Raw genomic sequence first — 17,639 nt, 5'->3', positions numbered from 1 at the left:
AGCATGCATTTCACCATTTTGAAATGCACGCTTTTTTAATCATTATTCTTCAATGTTTGTTAAATCTTCTAAGATTAATTCTGAAGCGATTAATCCTCTATATTTTGCCCAACGTTCACGGTTTACATCGTGTACACGATCATTTCTAACTGCTTCAATATTTGACCACGCTTCTGATTCTTTTAATTTTTCATAATCTGCTTTGTTATCTTCATCTACCATAATCAATATACGTTCTGGATTGAAGCTTGCAAATCGGTCTGTATCTACTTTTAAGTAATCTGCACCCATATATTCAGGTAGGTGGTTCTCCATATCTTCAGGAATAGAACCATTAAAACCAACTTTTTGCAAGAATTGTCCAACATATGAATGTGATGCATGAACATATAAGCCATCATGTGTTGGTACAGCAGCAATAGTTGATAAGTCTTTATCAAGTTTAATATCTTTGCTTAAGTCTTCAACTTTTTCATTGTGTTGAACAACAAGTTCACGGCCTTTATCTTCTTTAGATACGAGTTCTGCAATTTGTTTAAATGTTTCAATACTTTGGTCATAGTTAGCATCAAAACTTTCTAATAATACTGTTGGTGCTGCCGTATTTAATTTTTCAAATATTGATTCATGTCTTGTTTTATCTGCTAGTATTAATTGTGGTTCTGCTTTTTTAATTAATTCTGTATCAGGCTCTAAACGTGAACCAACAGATGTGTAGTTACCTACTAATCGTTTAATAGAATCTTCTAAGTTATTTTTATCTTTGTCATCAGCAATACCTGTGACATTCAATTCTAATTTAGCTAATGCTTCTACAAAAGAATATTCTAACGCAACAACTGATTCTAATTCATCTGGTATTTCTACGTTAACACCATTTGATTCAAATTCTTTAACCATAATATAAATCCCTCCAAATGAGATGACGTTTCATTTTTCGTACAATATAGTTATTTACATTTTAGAGAAATTTAAACATAGCATTCTTCCGTAATAAAAACGATTAGTCACAAGGACTAACCGTTTTATTATTACCTATAGCATGTTTAATCTTAATAAATCGATCACGCCTGTTGAAGCGCCTGGGAAAGCAAAAATCAATTGACTTAATTCTTTAGCTGTTAAACGTTGATTAATGATAAATACAAGTAAGTTTACTAAATCATTGGCAGCATCTGCATAGATTTCAGCACCTACTAAGTGTTTATGTTCATCTAGTACAATATACATTTCAGCTTCTGTTTCATTCTTATATTCGAATACCATTTGTTTACCGAATGGCACATGTTTTACTGTATATTGATCATTTTCTTTTGCGTCTTCTACAGTTACACCAATTTGTGATAAACGTGGAAGCGAATAAAGTACCGAAGGAATAGCTGGATATTTAATTTCATCTTGTACCATACCTAAAATATGTGCAGCAATGTAGTTTGATTCAAACGTCGCAGTTGGCGTTAATTTAGGAATCGTTTTATCTAAAACGTCACCGCTTGCGTAAATATTTTTAACATTTGTTCTTAAGTACTCATCTACTTCAATACCTTTTTTACTATAATTGATACCGACATTTTCTAATCCAATACCTTCAACATTTGGAACTCTTCCTGTTGCATCAAGTACATATTCTGTATGGATTGATAATCCAGATTCAGTTGTTAGTGTAAACGCGTCTCCTTCTTTTTTAACTGCAGCTGTATTTTCATTTAGATAGAATTTAACGCCTTCATCTTCTAATTTTTTAACTAATTTATCTACATGATTACGGTTAAATCCTGGTAAAATCTCATCTGTATGATGAACCACATGAACGTCAGCGCCAGTTTTAATCATGATAGATGCAAATTCGATACTGATAATTCCGCCACCAATGAATGTGATACTTTTTGGTGTGTCTTCCATCGATAAGAAGTCACGGCTATCATGTGTATATTCTTTACCTTCGATAGGTAATTTATTGCTATGTTGACCTGTCGCAACGACGATATTTTCAGTTTCAATCGATTCACCATTTACTTCAACTGTATGTTCATTTTTAATTACACCTGTACCATCATATACATCAATACCTTGTTGTTCAAATAATGATTTTAACTGACCAGCCATTGGATCAATCACTTTATGTTTATAATCCATTAAGTTTGACCAATTTACTTTAAGATTTTGTGATTCAACAATACCTGGATAGTGTGTTGCTTCTTCTAACACTTCAAATGGATTTTCAAGTAAGATTTTAGCATTACAGCCCCAGTTTGTGCATGTTCCCGCAATACGCTCTTTTTCGATAATTGCTACTTCTTTACCTGCATGTTTTAATGTTAAAGCTGCGTGCCAAGCTGCATGTCCACTACCAATAAATGTAACGTCGTATGTTTTCATTTAACTCATCCTCTCCTTTATTTTTTATTGAGTTGTTTCAAACCATGTTCTAATTGTTCTAATACGTCTTTTGCTTGGTTATATTTCGTTTTATCAAAATTTGAAGGTAAACATTCGGCTACCGCTTCAAAAACTGCTTCTTGTTGTTGATGTGCTTTTTCAGTAAGTGTCACCATCAGTTGACGTTTATCAGTTTCAGAACGTTCTCTTATGACCCATCCTGATTGTTCTAATCTTTTTAAAAGTGGTGTCAACGTATTACTTGATAAATCAAGTTGTCTACCAATCTCATGTAATGTTCGATTATCTTCTTCCCATAAAGCCAGTAACACTAAATATTGAGAATACGTTAATCCAAATGGCTTTAGTTGTTGTTCATAAAATTGAGCAAATAAGCGACTCACATTATATGCAGAAAAACATAATTGATTCGCTAATGTCATTTCATCCTTTTTCAACACAGCACCTCTTTTCTATCGTTCGCGATTGATTTCAGTATAAACAATCTCGCGCGATTAATCAAATGATAAATATCCAAATATTTCTAAAATATTGAAGGTGTAGAATAGAATTTATTTTAAATTTACTGTTTCACTCCCTAATACTTTTGCTAGTTTAATTAGAAAAGACTCACTTTTCTTTAATAAAAGAAAAATAAGTCTTTGGTTTACTTATGTCCAATCGGTAAATATTTATTTTTTAACCTTTTTTTCGTGATTTTTCGTATTCTTCCGTTATTAATTCAGATGTTTCACTATTAATCAGACTTTTAATTTTTTAAAAGTAAGACTACCTGCCTACTAAAAAAGATAAGATATACTCTTTTTATTTCACTTTCAATCCTCTATATCGATTTAAGGTACCGATAAATTCTTGTTTACGAGGTAAGGCAAGATTTCCTGGATGTCCATTAAAATGAGAGAGCGCTTCTAATCCTTCATGCTCAATTAAGCGATACATTTCATTTGTTGCTTGAATTATGGAATTCTGATTATTGATACCATGACGTCTAAAGTAATCTAACATCACCATAATAGCATTGGTCTGACTATCATCCACAAGTTGTTCTAATCCTGTTAGGTTAATAGGCTCATGACCATACATAATAGAATGTAATCCTTTTGCTTTAAAACGTTTTTCTTTTCCTTTTATAGAGAAAGAATCTGTTAACGGTATGCGATGAGATAGCACTCCAAATGACTGATTACCATCAATTTCTCGCTTATAGCCGTCAGTATTCGTAATTTCTTTTGCTTCTTCTGTTACATCTTTTAAATGATATTCATCCATCATTAACACTTGGTCAGCAACATCAAAGTAATCTCCTGAACCGCCAACAATAAGAATAGTAGAAACACTATAATCTTCATATAATGATTTTACTTTATTAGAAAATGGAGTAATCGGCTCTTTTTCTGGAGCAATCAGTTGTTGCATGCGACCATCACGAATCATAAAATTGGTAGCTGATGTATCTTCATCGACTAATAATAATGAACTTTCTGCTTCTAAAGCTTCGATTACATTTGTGGCTTGAGATGTACTACCACTTGCGTTTTCTGTAGAAAAGTGTGTCGTATCTTTCTTTCCTGGCAGATTATCAATAAATGGACTAATATCGACATTTTCAACGTTTCGACCATACTCAGCACGTATTTTCATTGCATCATGTTGAGTCACCACAAATTCTCGACCGTCATGTTGAATGTGATCATATACACTACGCTCAAGCGCTTCTAATAGTGTCGATTTACCATGGTAACCTCCACCGACAATAAGTGTAATCCCTTGTGGAATAGCCATCCCTGTGACTGACCGACCACTTGGAAGATTGAATGTATGTTCAAATTTCTTAGGACTTGTGAATTGAATGGCACCTTTCATTGGAGCGTCTGAAACACCACTTTTTCTTGGCAAGATTGAACCATTTGCCACAAATGCGACTAAATGCTCTGTTTCAAGTTGTTGTCTAATATAGGTCTGGTCTAGTTTTAATACAACTTGTTCTTTCAATGCTTGTTGATTTAAATTTTTATATCGTATCGCTTTTTCTACTATTTGAGGAATGCCATGTATTATCGTATATGCTGCTGCTTTTCCTAGAATCTTACGTCCAGCTGCCGGTAGTCCAACTTCAATACGTATTTCAATCTCTTTATCATTAATCACTACAGATGTACGTTCGAGTATCTCTTGTCCTGGATGATCGATAAAGATCTTCCCATTTTTACCCGAACCTTTCACTGTACGATTGAAATGTTTTAACTGGGTATCCACTGTTCGAGTTAAAAAGTCTGAAGTCGCTATACGTTTATCTTTAGTGTCTAATAATTCATTAGGAATTTCAGTCTCATGTTTCTCAATAATGACACGCATTTTTGAAGGTGGCGCAAAAGGATCGACTTGGACATGATCGATAGCTAGATGGAATTGATCAAATTGATATATCCCTTTCATTCGTTTATAAGCGCCATATTTTTGTCCGTCTAAAGATTTAAGTAATCGTTCTAAATCTTTTGACTGTTTCATCTTAATTCCTCCGTTCATAACATTGCTTTTTTATGTTTACCCTTTTTTAAAAAAATAAAAAATCACTACTCCAAATCATTGAAGTAGCGATATACATTACGTTATTCAGATTTAACATTTGTTCGTCATCATAAATCATGTTCAATTTTAGCTAAACTGCGCCCCCGTGTTTCTGAAAGATACTTAATCACAAAGAACATCGCGAGTACACCAATAGCTGTAAATATTGCCATTCATATTAATATTATATAAAATCGTTTTCTTTTCTAAGCAAGTAATAATGGACTTGAAAAAATAAGAAAGAAAATAATTGTTAAAAATAACGTGATACCATTAAATACTTTGCTGCTACTCATTAGACCTACAACACTTGAAACCACTGACAATAGCATGACAAAAAAGCCAGGTAAATACCAAAACATATCTGTAAATGTAATCGAAACTGCAAGTAGAAATGATAATACACATAAGATACCAGAAACTATATTCATATTGTTTATTCTCATTGATGTCTTCCTTTCTGTAAGATATTAATAACATTATATACTATATTTACATTTAAATTTACTATATATCATTATTTTTTAAAAATATAAAACACTCTCATTAATAAATATCTAAATAAGCGTATTTTATCTTTGATTGCGTCTCTAAATCTTTTTGTTACTTGTAGGTGTATTAGCTTTTATTGCTTATTATTTTTGCTAATTACTCATTTTTAATGAGTTATACAATTGCGATGAGTCCAATCATTATTGGTCTATATTTATAGGAAAGGTAACGTTGTCATCAATTAGACTAGTACATAAAAAAACAATAAGGTTAAGTATTTCATCAATATGCAGATAGTATCTACTAAAAGAATATAAAAATGCACCCCAAAAGTTAGATTTTAAGTCCAACTTTTGGGGTGCGTATCAGTTTTAAAAATAATAATATATATTTGTTGTTTAAATTAGTGGAATCTCATACCGCCATCAACAATAATAGTTTGACCAGTAATGTAATCAGAATCACTGCTAGCTAAGAAACCAACCACATTGGCTACATCTTCTGGTTTAGATAAACGTTTTAATGTGATTTGATCAGTGAATTGTTTCCAACCCCATTCTTCTGGTTGATTATTTTCTTCGGCTAATTTTTTAGCAATACCTTCCATCATAGGTGTTTCAACGATACCTGGTGCAAATGCATTTACTGTAATACCTTTGTCAGCTAAATCACGTGCAGCAACTTGAGTTAATCCACGAACTGCGAATTTAGTACTACTGTATAAAGATAATCCCGCATTACCTTCAACACCTGCTTGAGATGTTGCGTTTATAATTTTACCGCCATGACCTAATTTTTCAAATTGTTCTAAAGCTGCTTGAATGCCCCAGAATACGCCTCCAACATTTACTCCGATAACTTGATTAAATTGTTCAGGTGTTACTGTATGAATAGGTGTTGTTGGTCCTAAACCAGCATTATTTACAACTACATTTAACTCTCCAAAATGTTCTACAACTTTACGTGTCACATCAAAAACATTTTCACGGTCGGATACGTCAGCTCTAAATGCTACTGCTTCTTGACCTTCTTTTGAAAGTGCTTCAGCAGCTTTTTTTGCGCCTTCTTCATTAAAATCGACAATAGCAACGTTAAAACCGTCATTAAATAAACGTTCTGCTATTTTGAAACCAATACCTTGTGCTGCACCTGTAACAAGTGCTACTTTTTTAGAATTGTCCATTTACTACACCTCTTAAAGTAATATAACTTTCAATTATTATGTTAGCACTTTGTATGTAAAATACTATGAAAAGTTTGTGAACTTTTGAACAAAGTTTTGTTAATGATTACTTCTTTAAATAATCAATAAATCGTAATAAAGAGGTTTCATTTTTTCTGTTGTCATTGACTATCGCTGTAAAATACACTGAATAATCAAAAGGATGGCCTAGAGGTATGGCCTCAATGTATTCGTCATTTAAAATGGGTTCGTCTTCGATCATGTAACTAGAAATCATACCTACACCTAAGCCTTCTGCAACAGTTCTTAATAAAACGATGGGATTATGCGTACGAAATACAATTTTTAATTCCCCATTTTCTTCTTCGAATTTTTTCAAATGATGATGGTAAAAGCTACGATCATAGAGAATAAAAGGATAGTCTTTAATATCCTCTAAATTAACAGTATCTTTAAACGTAAGTTTAGATTTAGCAGGTACAATAAGTTTAAAATTCGTCGATAAATTAAGAGGAAATTCATGAATTAATGACATTGTTTTATCTGATTCTTTTTTACCAATTAATCCTAAATCTATCTCATTATTTCTCAACATTTTTATAATATTTTCACGGTCAGATTCTATAACTTCAATATCTACGTTTGGATAATCCACTTTAAATTGAGAAATGACTTTAGGAAGTAGTTTGTGAAATAACGTTGGTATAGTGGCTATGGTTAATTTTCCTGTTATATGTGTTTGTAAACGTTCTACTTCTAGCATGAGATGTTCTTTCGCTTCCAAAATTTCCAATATTTTTGGAATCAATCGTTTGCCAATTTCTGTCGGTATTGTCCCTTTTCTGGAGCGATAAAATAATGAATATCCTAATTCTGTTTCCAGATTAGCAATCGATTGACTCATGGCAGATTGACTAATATGCATCAGTTCACTTGCACGAATCATTGATTCTTGTTCGTATACTGATTTAACATATATTAGCTGTTCAAAATTCATATGTTCTCCTCCCTTATATTAGTTTTACTTATATTAAATTAAATTATTCTAATTATACATTAAGTCTAGCTAATATTATAATAATTAAGTATAACTTAAGATAAATAGGATTAAATAGAGGAGGTTAAACATGTCGCAACGTTTATGGTCAAAAGACTTTATCTTTGTAACGATTGTGAATTTATTTATGTATTTAATTCACTACATGCTTATTGTGACAATTACACAATTCACAATCGAAACGTACCATGCTTCAGAAAGTATTGGCGGATTAGCAGCTGGTGTATTTATCATTGGCATGCTAGCTGGAAGATTAGGCGCTGGAAGAATCATCGATCATCTGCAACCTAAGAATGTGCTCATTGGCGGTGTCATTGGCTCTATTATAGCTATCGCTTTATATTTTACAATTCATAGTATTCTTATTTTGATGTTCGTTCGTTTTATTCATGGAATTGCCTTTGGTTTCTCTTCAACAGCAACGGGTACGATTTCTTCTAGATTAATTCCAGAAGAACGTAAAGGTGAGGGTATCGGTTACTACGGTTTAAGCGTAACGCTTGCTTCCGCTTTTGGCCCATTCTTAGGACTAGTATTAAATAATAATTTAGGATTTTCTTCAATTTTTGGCATCAGTTTGATTAGCATTGTCGTTTCATTTAGTTTTACTTTATTAATTAAAAAATTACCGATGAATCATGACATAGTTACTGAAGAACAATCACGTCCTAAAGGTCTCAGTGCTTTCTTACAAAAAGAAGCATTGCCTATTTCATGTGTCGTCATCTTAGTAGGAATTGCTTATGCAAGTGTACTTTCATTCTTATCAATATACAGTGAAATGTTACATTTAGTTACTGCATCTAGTTTCTTCTTTATTGTATTTGCAGTTGTGACCTTTGTGACACGTCCATTCACTGGAAAAATTTATGATCATTTTGGCGAAAATAAAGTCATGTATCCTGTACTTCTAAGTTTTGCAATAGGATTAGCTATTTTAAGTATAGTAAGTTCTCCATTTTTACTATTACTATCTGCAGCATTTATTGGCTTTGGTTATGGAACCATCGTTCCAACTGCACAAGCCATTGCCATTCAACAATCACCCACTAGTAAGATGGGATTAGCTACATCAACGTTCTATATCTTTGTGGACTTTGGTGCAGGCATGGGTCCTTTCATTTTAGGTCTACTCATTCCATTTATGGGCTATCGCTATTTATATCTTGCAATGGCAGGTCTAATTATTATTGCAATGATTTTATATTTCTTTGTACATGGTCGTTATCAAAACAGTACTTCATCAAAAGGTTAATGTATAAAAAAGAGCGTGCGTTCATTTAACACGAACACACGCTCTTTCGTTATTTTCACAAGATTTTTAAGACATCCATCTCACTAACTTCAGACAACCGTCAGTCTTACCTGATTTTTTTAGTATCCTATTACTAAAGCAATAGACATAGCAACGCTACATATAATTATCCATATTAATATAGGTTTCCATACAAACTTCAACCATTCAGTATAAGAAATTTTACCTACAGCTAGAGCTCCCATTAAAATTGCTGATGTAGGAAATAGAATATTACTTATTGCATCACCATATTGGAAGGCTAAGACAGTAAGCTGACGATTAATATGTAACAAATCAGAGATAGGAACCATTAAGGGCATCGTCGTTAATGCTTGACCCGAACCTGATGGAATAAAGAAATTAAGAATGAATTGTAAAATAAACATAGCTATAATCACTAATGACGTTGGTACATCTGATAATAAGGTCGTCAATGCATGAACAATGGTATCTATGATTTTCCCATTTTCTAACAGTACGATAATTCCTTTTGCGACACCAACAATCATTGCTCCAAATAGAATATTTTTCATTCCATCTACTAAAGCATCAAACGTACCATTAAACCCTAAGCCACCTACTAAGCCCGCTAAAATTCCTGCAAATAAGAAATTAGCGCTCATTTCATTGAAACTCCATCCAAATTTAAAAATACCAAATATATTGAAGAGGATAGTTGCCATAATAATCATTAAACTAAATGCTTGTTTTTTACTAAAATGTTGATAATCGAGATCTTGATCAACTTGTCCTTCTTCTTTTTCTAAATGATACACAATACTTTTAGTTTTATCTTTTTTAACTTTACTAGCATATAACATTACAGTTGAAATGGCCGTTGCTAATATAAAAAGATATATGATAGTTCGAAGGCCCCAACCTGAAAACATTGGAAGTTCAGCAACTGTTTGAGCCACCCCAACTGTAAAAGGATTTAACATGCCCCCACTAAAACCACTAGCTGCCCCCAAAATAACCATGGCAGCACCAGTTAATGCATCATAACCTAAGGTACGAGCAATAATAATACCAATGGGAACAAATATAATAGTTTCTTCAGCTAAACCTATTGTAAAACCTAATATTGAAAAGATGATCATCGTTAGTGGGATCATTAAAAAGTTGGCTTTTCCCAAAACTCTCATAGCTTTATTTACACCATTTTCAAAAGCACCTGTTTTGTGGACAATTCCAAAAGCGCCACCCACTAAAAATACATAAAAAACAATTTCTCCCCCACTAATCAATCCTTCTGGGACAGCTCTAAATATATTCAAAAAATTTAGATGTTCTGAAGATACTGTGTGATAGGTACCAGGAATAACTATGGTTTGTCCGTTTTTCTTTTCTCTCGCATATTCTCCAGCAGGAATAATATAAGTAAGTAACCAGGAAATTACTATAATCAACATTAATATTGCATAGGTGTGCGGCATTTCTAGTTTAAACTTTCCAGTTTTATTCTTTTTCATTTATGTCATCCCCTTGTTATTCATTACATATGAATCAAAAATCAAAATATATATAATTTATCATAACCTATTTAAACAAAAATGATAATATTACATTTTTAATAATTTTAAACTTTTTGTTTTATATAACAAAAGCCAAAAATCATATCATTTTTGGCTTCTTTTTAATAAGTCTGTCTATATCAATTTTAATGTTAAATATAAACCTAGTAAGGTCATGAATAAAACTGGAAGGGTAATAACGATACCTGTTTTAAAATAGGTGCCCCATGATATTTTAATTCCTTTTTGAGCTAAAACATGAAGCCATAACAATGTAGCTAAAGAACCAATCGGTGTAATTTTAGGTCCTAAATCTGAACCTATTACGTTAGCATATATCATTCCCTCCTTGAGTACATCAGTAACTGCTGATTGATGAATGGCAATCGCATCAATGAGTACGGTAGGTAAATTATTCATTATTGAAGAGAGTATAGCTGAGATAAAACCAACACCCATAATACTAGTAAATAAACCTTGATGCGCGATATTTGAAAATATATGACCTAACACATGAGTGATTCCCACGTTTTTCAAACCAAAGACAACTAAGTACATTCCCAGTGAAAATATAACAATATTCCATGGTGCGCCTTTTACAACTTTTCTAACTGGAACGGCATTCGATTTCGCCGCTAAAATAAGAAAAATAAGAGCAATACTACCTGCAATAATAGAGACAGGCACACGAACAAACTCACTCATCATATAACCTATAAGTAATAAAACTAATACGAACCACGATATACGGAATAATGAAGCATCTTTAATAACTAATTGAGGTGCCTTCATTTTTTTATATCCACTTGCTTTGGCATTGCCTTTTTAAAATAAAGCCACAATACAATAATACTTGCGATTAATGAAAATATATTTGGAAGTATCATACGACTTAAATATTCTACAAATCCAATATTAAAATAATCTGCTGAAACAATATTTACTAAATTACTCACTGTAAACGGTAAAGATGTAGTATCCGCAATAAAACCACTGGCGATAATAAATGGAAATATCATCTTTTCTTTGAAACCTAAGTGACGTACCATTGCTAATACTATAGGAGTGAGAATAAGTGCTGCCCCATCATTCGCAAAAAATGCTGCTACTATCGCTCCAAGTATCATAATGAAAATAAACATCTTTCGTCCATCGCCTTGAGATGCCTTTACCATATGAAGTGCTGCCCATTCAAAAAAGCCAATTTCATCTAAAATAAGTGAAATAAGAATAATAGCCACAAATGTTAGCGTTGCATTCCATACTATACTCGTCACTTCCATAACATCTGACCATCCTACTACGCCCGTCAGAAGTGCTACAACTGCACCAATTACAGCAGTAATCGAAATATCTAATCCTTTGGGTTGCCAAATTACAAAAATTAATGTGAGTACAAAAATGGTAATGGCTAAAAAAGTCATCATCTATCATCATCACTTTTATGCTTTAAATACTGCCATGTATCCCTAGAAAAATGAAATGTTGTATTTTTATATTTCATTTGCTCCGAACCTCCTACAATCTTATTCATCGTATCATAATAAAAAGAAAAACGTTGTAAAATGTCTTAATTTAAACATCTCACAACGTTTTATTAACAATTCATTTATTTTTCTTCTTTTACCACTTTTCCATTTTCATCTAATTTTTGAATTTTTCCGTGTTTCATTCTATATGTACCTAGAATCTCGCCTTTTTTGTTACGATAGTTCACAATCCAGTTACCATTATGATCTGTCATTTTGACATCATCCCATAAATAACCTGATTTTTTTAATTCTACGTCATCAAAATCAGAAATTAATTGATACACTTCGTTACGATAACGCGTATTGACACTACCAGATTTTTCTAAATCATTTGAAGCTAACGGATTCCCATTATCATTAGCACTATCAGGTAACGAGTTTGAAATATGCATTTTACTTATAAGTTCTGGTAAAGCTTTATTATCTTTATTATGTTTATATACTTCTTCTAAACTAGCTTCTTTTCCTTTATCAAGTAAATCGTTATAATCCAATGTACCTTTTTGCATACGTCCTACATAAACTGTATCTTTATTAACTCCAATTAGCGCTTGATAGGTACTTTTATCTGGATAAACCGTAAAGAACTGCATATGTTTTGGTGCATGTTTTACTGGTTGTTTCACTTTAACTAATGTAAAATCAACTAATTTATAATTATGTTTGCCCGTAGGTAATCTATATTCATAAATTCCAGTTAGAATTTCATTTTTAGTCAATGTATATTGATCGACACCATCAATACAGAATGCTAATGCTAATCGTTCTTTCGCTGATAATTTAGACGTATTGGTTGATGACGTTTCATCTTTTTTATCTGATTCGTTCTTTTTAGCTTTTTGAACGTTATTTTGATTTGATTTTGATTTATTATCTTCTTTTGAAGATTCATGCGTACTACAAGCAGCTAATAACATCATCATGATACTACCCAAAAATAAAATTTTTTTCATCTATTGGCCCCTCATACATTCTTCTTATTTTACTAATATACTATACATTATTTATACATTATTTGAAGGGGAAGATAAATATAAATTTTGTTAAAATACCACTTTTTTTCACAAAAGTTGCGTCTTATATAATTAAAAACTATGTTACACTGTGTACAATGTTTCATTATTTTTTATAGTAATTAAAATGTAAAGGAGTTTAAGCATGAAAAAATTCTTTGCAATCCTAATGACAAGCGCTTTATTACTTTCAGCTTGCTCACATAGTAATGATAGTAATGATAAAAATGAAAATAATACTAAACAAACATCTCAAACTAATAAAAGTGATGACAATCAACAAAAACATAAAAAAGTCATTAAAGATGGTCGTACATATGTTGATGGTATTTTAATTGTAAATAAAGATATTGGTCTTCCTTCAAATTATAATCCTGGTGAAGATCCAAAAGCCCAACAAGCCTTACAACAATTATTTAGTGCTGCACAAAAAGAGGGTATTAACTTATACAAAATAAGTGGCTACAGAAGTTATCCTACTCAAGTTCAACTATACCATCGCTATGCTGCACGCGATGGTAAAAAAGCTGCAGATAAATATAGCGCACGTCCTGGCTACTCAGAACATCAAACAGGTCTTACATTTGACATCGGTGGCGTTAATTCAGATAAAAACTTATATGCAAGTTTCGGAAAAACAAAAGAAGGTCAATGGATTGCGAAAAATGCACATAAATACGGCTTTATTGTGAGATATCCTAAAGGAAAAGAAAAAGTTACTGGTTATCAATACGAACCATGGCATTTACGTTATTTAGGAAAAGATACTGCAACCAAAGTATATCAATCAGGTAAAACATTAGAAGAATATGTAGGATTAAAATAATAAATTGCTAAAAAAAGAGTCCGGGACATAAACCCTGGACTCTTCTTTTAAATAAGTTGGTTTTCTTTTAATTGACTTAATTCGGAAACTACTTTCCGACTATCTTTATTTAAATTTTTAACATATACTTCATTATGCTTATCTTCAAGTTTACGCACGATTGTTTCAATAGCATCTACAGCCGAGTCATCCCAAATATGCGCGTCACTAAAATCTAATTGAATTGTTTCACGTTGAACATTAAAGTCGATTTGGGTCATCATAGTATCAATTGACACAAAAAAGATGGGTCCTTTAAAAACAATAAAATATTGATTATTTTCTTTTCTTGTCTCTACTTTAATATTCGAGATTTTAGTCGCAAAGAACAATGCGCTAAATACAATTCCTATAACAACACCCAGTGCTAAATTATGTGTAAATAATACAATAACCACTGTTAAAATCATTACAAACACATCCGTTTTGGGTGCATGTTTAATATATTTAAATGATCCCCAATCAATAGTTCCTATAGAAACCATAACCATAATACCTGCTAACACTGGCATAGGTATTTGTATCACTATATGGCCAAGCACCATAATCATGAAAATTAAAAATAATCCCGCTGTTAAAGTTGATAAGCGACTATTCGCACCTGATCTTACGTTAATTCCTGACTGCCCTATCATGGCACAACCGCCCATTCCACCAAATAAAGCTGTAATTATATTGGCAATGCCTTGTCCACGAGCCTCTTTATTTTTGTTACTATAGGTATTTGTATAATCGTCTACAATCTTAGCTGTCAACAGAGATTCAACGAGTCCCACTATCGCCATAGATAACGAATAAGGGAAGATAATTTTTAATGTTTCTAGATTAAAAGGTACGTGAGGAATAGTAAAGTGTGGTAAAGCTTGTTTAATGGTACCTAAGTCGCCTACTGTATGAATATTAGCACCCATGGTTAGATAAAGTATAGTTAAAACGACAATCGCAATAAGTGGTGCTGGGACTATAGTAAAGAATTTAGGTAAGATAAATACAATTAATAATGTAATTGTGACATAGATATAAGTATCAATAGAAATACCAAAAATATGTTCAATTTGAGATAAAAAAATCATAATACCTAATGCATTCACAAATCCAATCATTACTGAGCGTGGAATAAATTTTAACAATCGTCCTACTTTTAAAATACCAAGTAATAACTGAATCAATCCCATTAAAATGGTTGCTGCAAATAAATATTGCACCCCATAATCCTTGACTAGCGGTGTTACAACCAGTGCAACTGCTGCAGTCGCACCTGAAATCATAGCAGGTCGCCCACCAACAATTGCTGTAACGGTAGCAATAATGAAAGCAGCATATAATCCTATCATAGGATCTACACCGGCAATAATTGAAAACGCGATAGCTTCTGGAATTAGTGCTAAAGCAACAACAATACCTGCCATTATATTTTTACCAGGATTTTTTAACCATTCGTCTTTTAATGTTTCTGTCATAATCAAAGCTCCCTTTTTAACATAGCGCCTATTATAACAGGAATGACAATCTATTTTTAGGGTTTAAGAAAATTTATATAAAAAGCGTGCTAGTCTTTCCAAAATATTTTCTTTTAGACTGCACGCTCACTTCATTATTTAATTATAGTATTTTCTTTTTCATGTATCATTTGAATAATTTCATTATTCTCGTTCATAATCGCTACTTTAGGTGCATGATCATTCAATTCACGATCGTCTAACTGTACATAAGTCATAATAATAACAATATCATCTACTTCTACTAAGCGAGATGCAGCACCATTGAGACAAATTTTTCCACTACCACGTTCACCCGCGATAACATATGTTTCAAAACGAGCCCCGTTATTATTGTTGACGATAGCAACCTTTTCATTTGGAAAAATATCAACCGCATCTAAAATATCGGCATCGATCGTAATACTTCCTACGTAATTTAAATTGGATTCTGTGACACGTGCTCTATGAATTTTACTATTCATCATTGTTCTAATCATTTTCTTTATTTACTCCCTAAAATAATATTATCTATTAAACGTGCTTTAGAAAATTTCACAGCTAAAGCGATAAAAATTTGTCCATTTATTTCATTAACAACTTCAAGTTCAGGATAACTATAAATTGCGACTTCGTCGATATGACCGCTTGTATGTTCTTGTAAGTATGTTTTTATTGCACCTACAAGTATATGACTTCGACGTTCACCTTCTGCATACATGTCTTTGGCTAATTTTAAACTTTTACTTAGATGAACCGCTTCTTTACGTTCTTCATCAGTCAAATACACATTACGAGAACTACGCGCAAGTCCATCATCTTCACGTACTATATCGACGCCGACAATTTCAATAGGATGATTAAAATCTTTTACCATTTTCTCAATAATTGCTAATTGTTGTGCATCTTTTTTACCAAAATAGGCTTTATTAGGACTTACGATATTAAATAATTTATTAACTACTGTAACGACACCATCAAAATGTCCAGGACGTTGTGGGCCTTCTAAGACTTCCCCTAGACGTCCCACCTTTAATGTGATGCCTAATTCATCTGGATACATCTCTTCAACGGAAGGATGGAATACATAATCGACATGAATAGCTTTAACTAAAGAAACATCCTTATCAATTTGGCGAGGATATGCATCATAATCTTCATTAGGTCCAAATTGTAATGGGTTTACAAATACACTAATGACTGTCACATCGTTTTCTTCAACTGAACGTCGCATCATACTTAAATGTCCTTCATGAAGCGCACCCATTGTTGGAATGAAACCTATTGATTGACCAGATGCTTTTATGTGTTGTGCGATCGCTTGCATCTCTTTTACAGTATTAATTACTTGTGTCATTTTTATTAACCTCATCTAATATTTTTTTCTTATACGTATGTGCTTCTGCAGGAAATGCTCCCGCTTTCACTTCTTTATCATATTGCTTAATACCATCAATTCCTACAGATAAATCTGCGAACTGTTTTACGAATTTAGCATAACGTTCTACGCCATAATTCAACATATCATGATACACCAATACTTGTCCGTCTGTATCTTTGCCCGCTCCAATACCAATAACTGGAATGTCTAATTGTTTACTAATTAATCCAGCTAAGTCACTTGGAATAGCTTCTAATACTAACGCCACTGCACCTGCTTCTTGAACGGCATGTGCATCACGAATAAGTTGTTCTGCTGCGTCTTTTGTACCGCCTTGTAATTTGTAACCCATAACACCGACACTTTGTGGCATTAAACCAAGATGTGCAACAATTGGAATACCCATTTGTGTCGATTTTTTAATGAAGTCAGTTAAATGGGCACCTTCTGCTTTTAATGCATTCGCATTGGTTTGTTGATATAACGTTATCGCATGATTTAAATCATGTTCCGCACTTACGCCTACCGCTCCGATAGGTAAGTCTACAACGATAAATGTATCATCGGCGCCTCGACGAACAGCTTTACCATGATGAATCATATCATCTAAAGTAACTTGAGTGGTTGTATCATAACCTAAAACTGTCATTCCTAGCGAATCACCAACTAGAATCATATCAATATTGGCTTGTTGCGCTTGTTTTGCACTGGGATAATCGTATGCTGTAACCATTGAAATTTTTGTACCATTTTGCTTCATTTCCATAAGTTTTGACAAATTTTTCATTATTTTATCGATCTCCTATAACATTATCTCAATAATATCACGTATAATTATATGTAATATTTTAAAGAAAGG

15 protein-coding genes and 1 pseudogene are annotated in these 17,639 nt (G+C 32.5%); 2 read left to right on the top strand and 14 right to left on the bottom strand.

Features of this window, described 5'->3' with window-relative positions; all coding sequences use genetic code 11:
- Positions 1–42: 42 nt before the first annotated feature.
- From HMPREF2629_RS01410 to HMPREF2629_RS01380, 7 genes are all read right to left on the bottom strand, one after another.
- Complete coding sequence (locus HMPREF2629_RS01410) at positions 43–900, bottom strand: ABC transporter substrate-binding protein (RefSeq protein WP_070813089.1); 858 nt, start codon at positions 898–900, stop codon at positions 43–45.
- Positions 901–1,035: 135 nt separating this feature from the next.
- Positions 1,036–2,379 carry a dihydrolipoyl dehydrogenase family protein gene (locus HMPREF2629_RS01405; RefSeq protein WP_070813088.1) on the bottom strand — a complete coding sequence of 448 codons (1,344 nt, stop codon included), beginning with the start codon at positions 2,377–2,379 and terminating at the stop codon, positions 1,036–1,038.
- A 17-nt stretch (positions 2,380–2,396) separates the two neighbouring features.
- Entirely contained in the window at positions 2,397–2,837 is a 441-nt protein-coding gene (locus HMPREF2629_RS01400) for a MarR family winged helix-turn-helix transcriptional regulator (protein WP_070813086.1), read from the bottom strand.
- A gap of 367 nt (positions 2,838–3,204) precedes the next feature.
- Complete coding sequence (locus HMPREF2629_RS01395) at positions 3,205–4,908, bottom strand: ABC-ATPase domain-containing protein (RefSeq protein WP_070813085.1); 1,704 nt, start codon at positions 4,906–4,908, stop codon at positions 3,205–3,207.
- 266 nt (positions 4,909–5,174) lie between these two features.
- Positions 5,175–5,414 carry a hypothetical protein gene (locus HMPREF2629_RS01390; protein WP_017174751.1) on the bottom strand — a complete coding sequence of 80 codons (240 nt, stop codon included), beginning with the start codon at positions 5,412–5,414 and terminating at the stop codon, positions 5,175–5,177.
- Between the two features lie 449 nt (positions 5,415–5,863).
- A complete protein-coding gene (locus HMPREF2629_RS01385; RefSeq protein WP_017174750.1) occupies positions 5,864–6,643 on the bottom strand; it encodes a (S)-acetoin forming diacetyl reductase in 780 nt (259 codons plus the stop codon).
- 106 nt (positions 6,644–6,749) lie between these two features.
- Positions 6,750–7,640, bottom strand: a complete 891-nt coding sequence (locus HMPREF2629_RS01380; RefSeq protein ID WP_048761092.1) for a LysR family transcriptional regulator — start codon at positions 7,638–7,640, stop codon at positions 6,750–6,752.
- A 130-nt stretch (positions 7,641–7,770) separates the two neighbouring features.
- Here HMPREF2629_RS01380 and HMPREF2629_RS01375 point away from each other — a divergent pair, with 130 nt between their 5' ends.
- Positions 7,771–8,955, top strand: a complete 1,185-nt coding sequence (locus HMPREF2629_RS01375) for an MFS transporter (protein WP_017174748.1) — start codon at positions 7,771–7,773, stop codon at positions 8,953–8,955.
- 119 nt (positions 8,956–9,074) lie between these two features.
- Here the strand turns inward: HMPREF2629_RS01375 and HMPREF2629_RS01370 are convergent, their stop codons facing one another.
- The 3 genes and pseudogenes from HMPREF2629_RS01370 to HMPREF2629_RS01360 form a co-directional block, all read right to left on the bottom strand.
- Entirely contained in the window at positions 9,075–10,469 is a 1,395-nt protein-coding gene (locus tag HMPREF2629_RS01370) for a YfcC family protein (RefSeq protein ID WP_049420671.1), read from the bottom strand.
- A gap of 177 nt (positions 10,470–10,646) precedes the next feature.
- Positions 10,647–11,935, bottom strand: a pseudogene (gene arsB, locus HMPREF2629_RS01365) (arsenite efflux transporter membrane subunit ArsB).
- Positions 11,936–12,120: 185 nt separating this feature from the next.
- Complete coding sequence (locus HMPREF2629_RS01360; RefSeq protein WP_049382203.1) at positions 12,121–12,996, bottom strand: hypothetical protein; 876 nt, start codon at positions 12,994–12,996, stop codon at positions 12,121–12,123.
- Positions 12,997–13,201: 205 nt separating this feature from the next.
- Here HMPREF2629_RS01360 and HMPREF2629_RS01355 point away from each other — a divergent pair, with 205 nt between their 5' ends.
- Positions 13,202–13,882: a M15 family metallopeptidase gene (locus tag HMPREF2629_RS01355; RefSeq protein ID WP_061815565.1), complete on the top strand. Its 681-nt coding sequence runs from the start codon at positions 13,202–13,204 to the stop codon at positions 13,880–13,882.
- 47 nt (positions 13,883–13,929) lie between these two features.
- Here the strand turns inward: HMPREF2629_RS01355 and HMPREF2629_RS01350 are convergent, their stop codons facing one another.
- The 4 genes from HMPREF2629_RS01350 to panB all read right to left on the bottom strand — a co-directional run bounded on the left by HMPREF2629_RS01350 (position 13,930) and on the right by panB (position 17,567).
- Complete coding sequence (locus tag HMPREF2629_RS01350) at positions 13,930–15,381, bottom strand: SulP family inorganic anion transporter (protein WP_061815564.1); 1,452 nt, start codon at positions 15,379–15,381, stop codon at positions 13,930–13,932.
- A 134-nt stretch (positions 15,382–15,515) separates the two neighbouring features.
- Positions 15,516–15,899 (bottom strand): aspartate 1-decarboxylase, encoded by a 384-nt coding sequence (gene panD / locus HMPREF2629_RS01345; RefSeq protein WP_049419886.1) that lies wholly within the window; start codon positions 15,897–15,899, stop codon positions 15,516–15,518.
- Positions 15,900–15,904: 5 nt separating this feature from the next.
- Positions 15,905–16,756 (bottom strand): pantoate--beta-alanine ligase, encoded by an 852-nt coding sequence (gene panC, locus HMPREF2629_RS01340; RefSeq protein ID WP_061815562.1) that lies wholly within the window; start codon positions 16,754–16,756, stop codon positions 15,905–15,907.
- Positions 16,740–17,567, bottom strand: a complete 828-nt coding sequence (panB, locus tag HMPREF2629_RS01335; RefSeq protein ID WP_049382200.1) for a 3-methyl-2-oxobutanoate hydroxymethyltransferase — start codon at positions 17,565–17,567, stop codon at positions 16,740–16,742. Before panB ends, panC begins: the two co-directional genes overlap by 17 nt.
- Between the last annotated feature and the right edge of the window lie 72 nt (positions 17,568–17,639).

The organism is Staphylococcus sp. HMSC034C12, from assembly GCF_001835895.1.
GTDB lineage: Bacteria > Bacillota > Bacilli > Staphylococcales > Staphylococcaceae > Staphylococcus > Staphylococcus hominis.
This window is presented reverse-complemented; position numbering and strand designations above follow the sequence as displayed.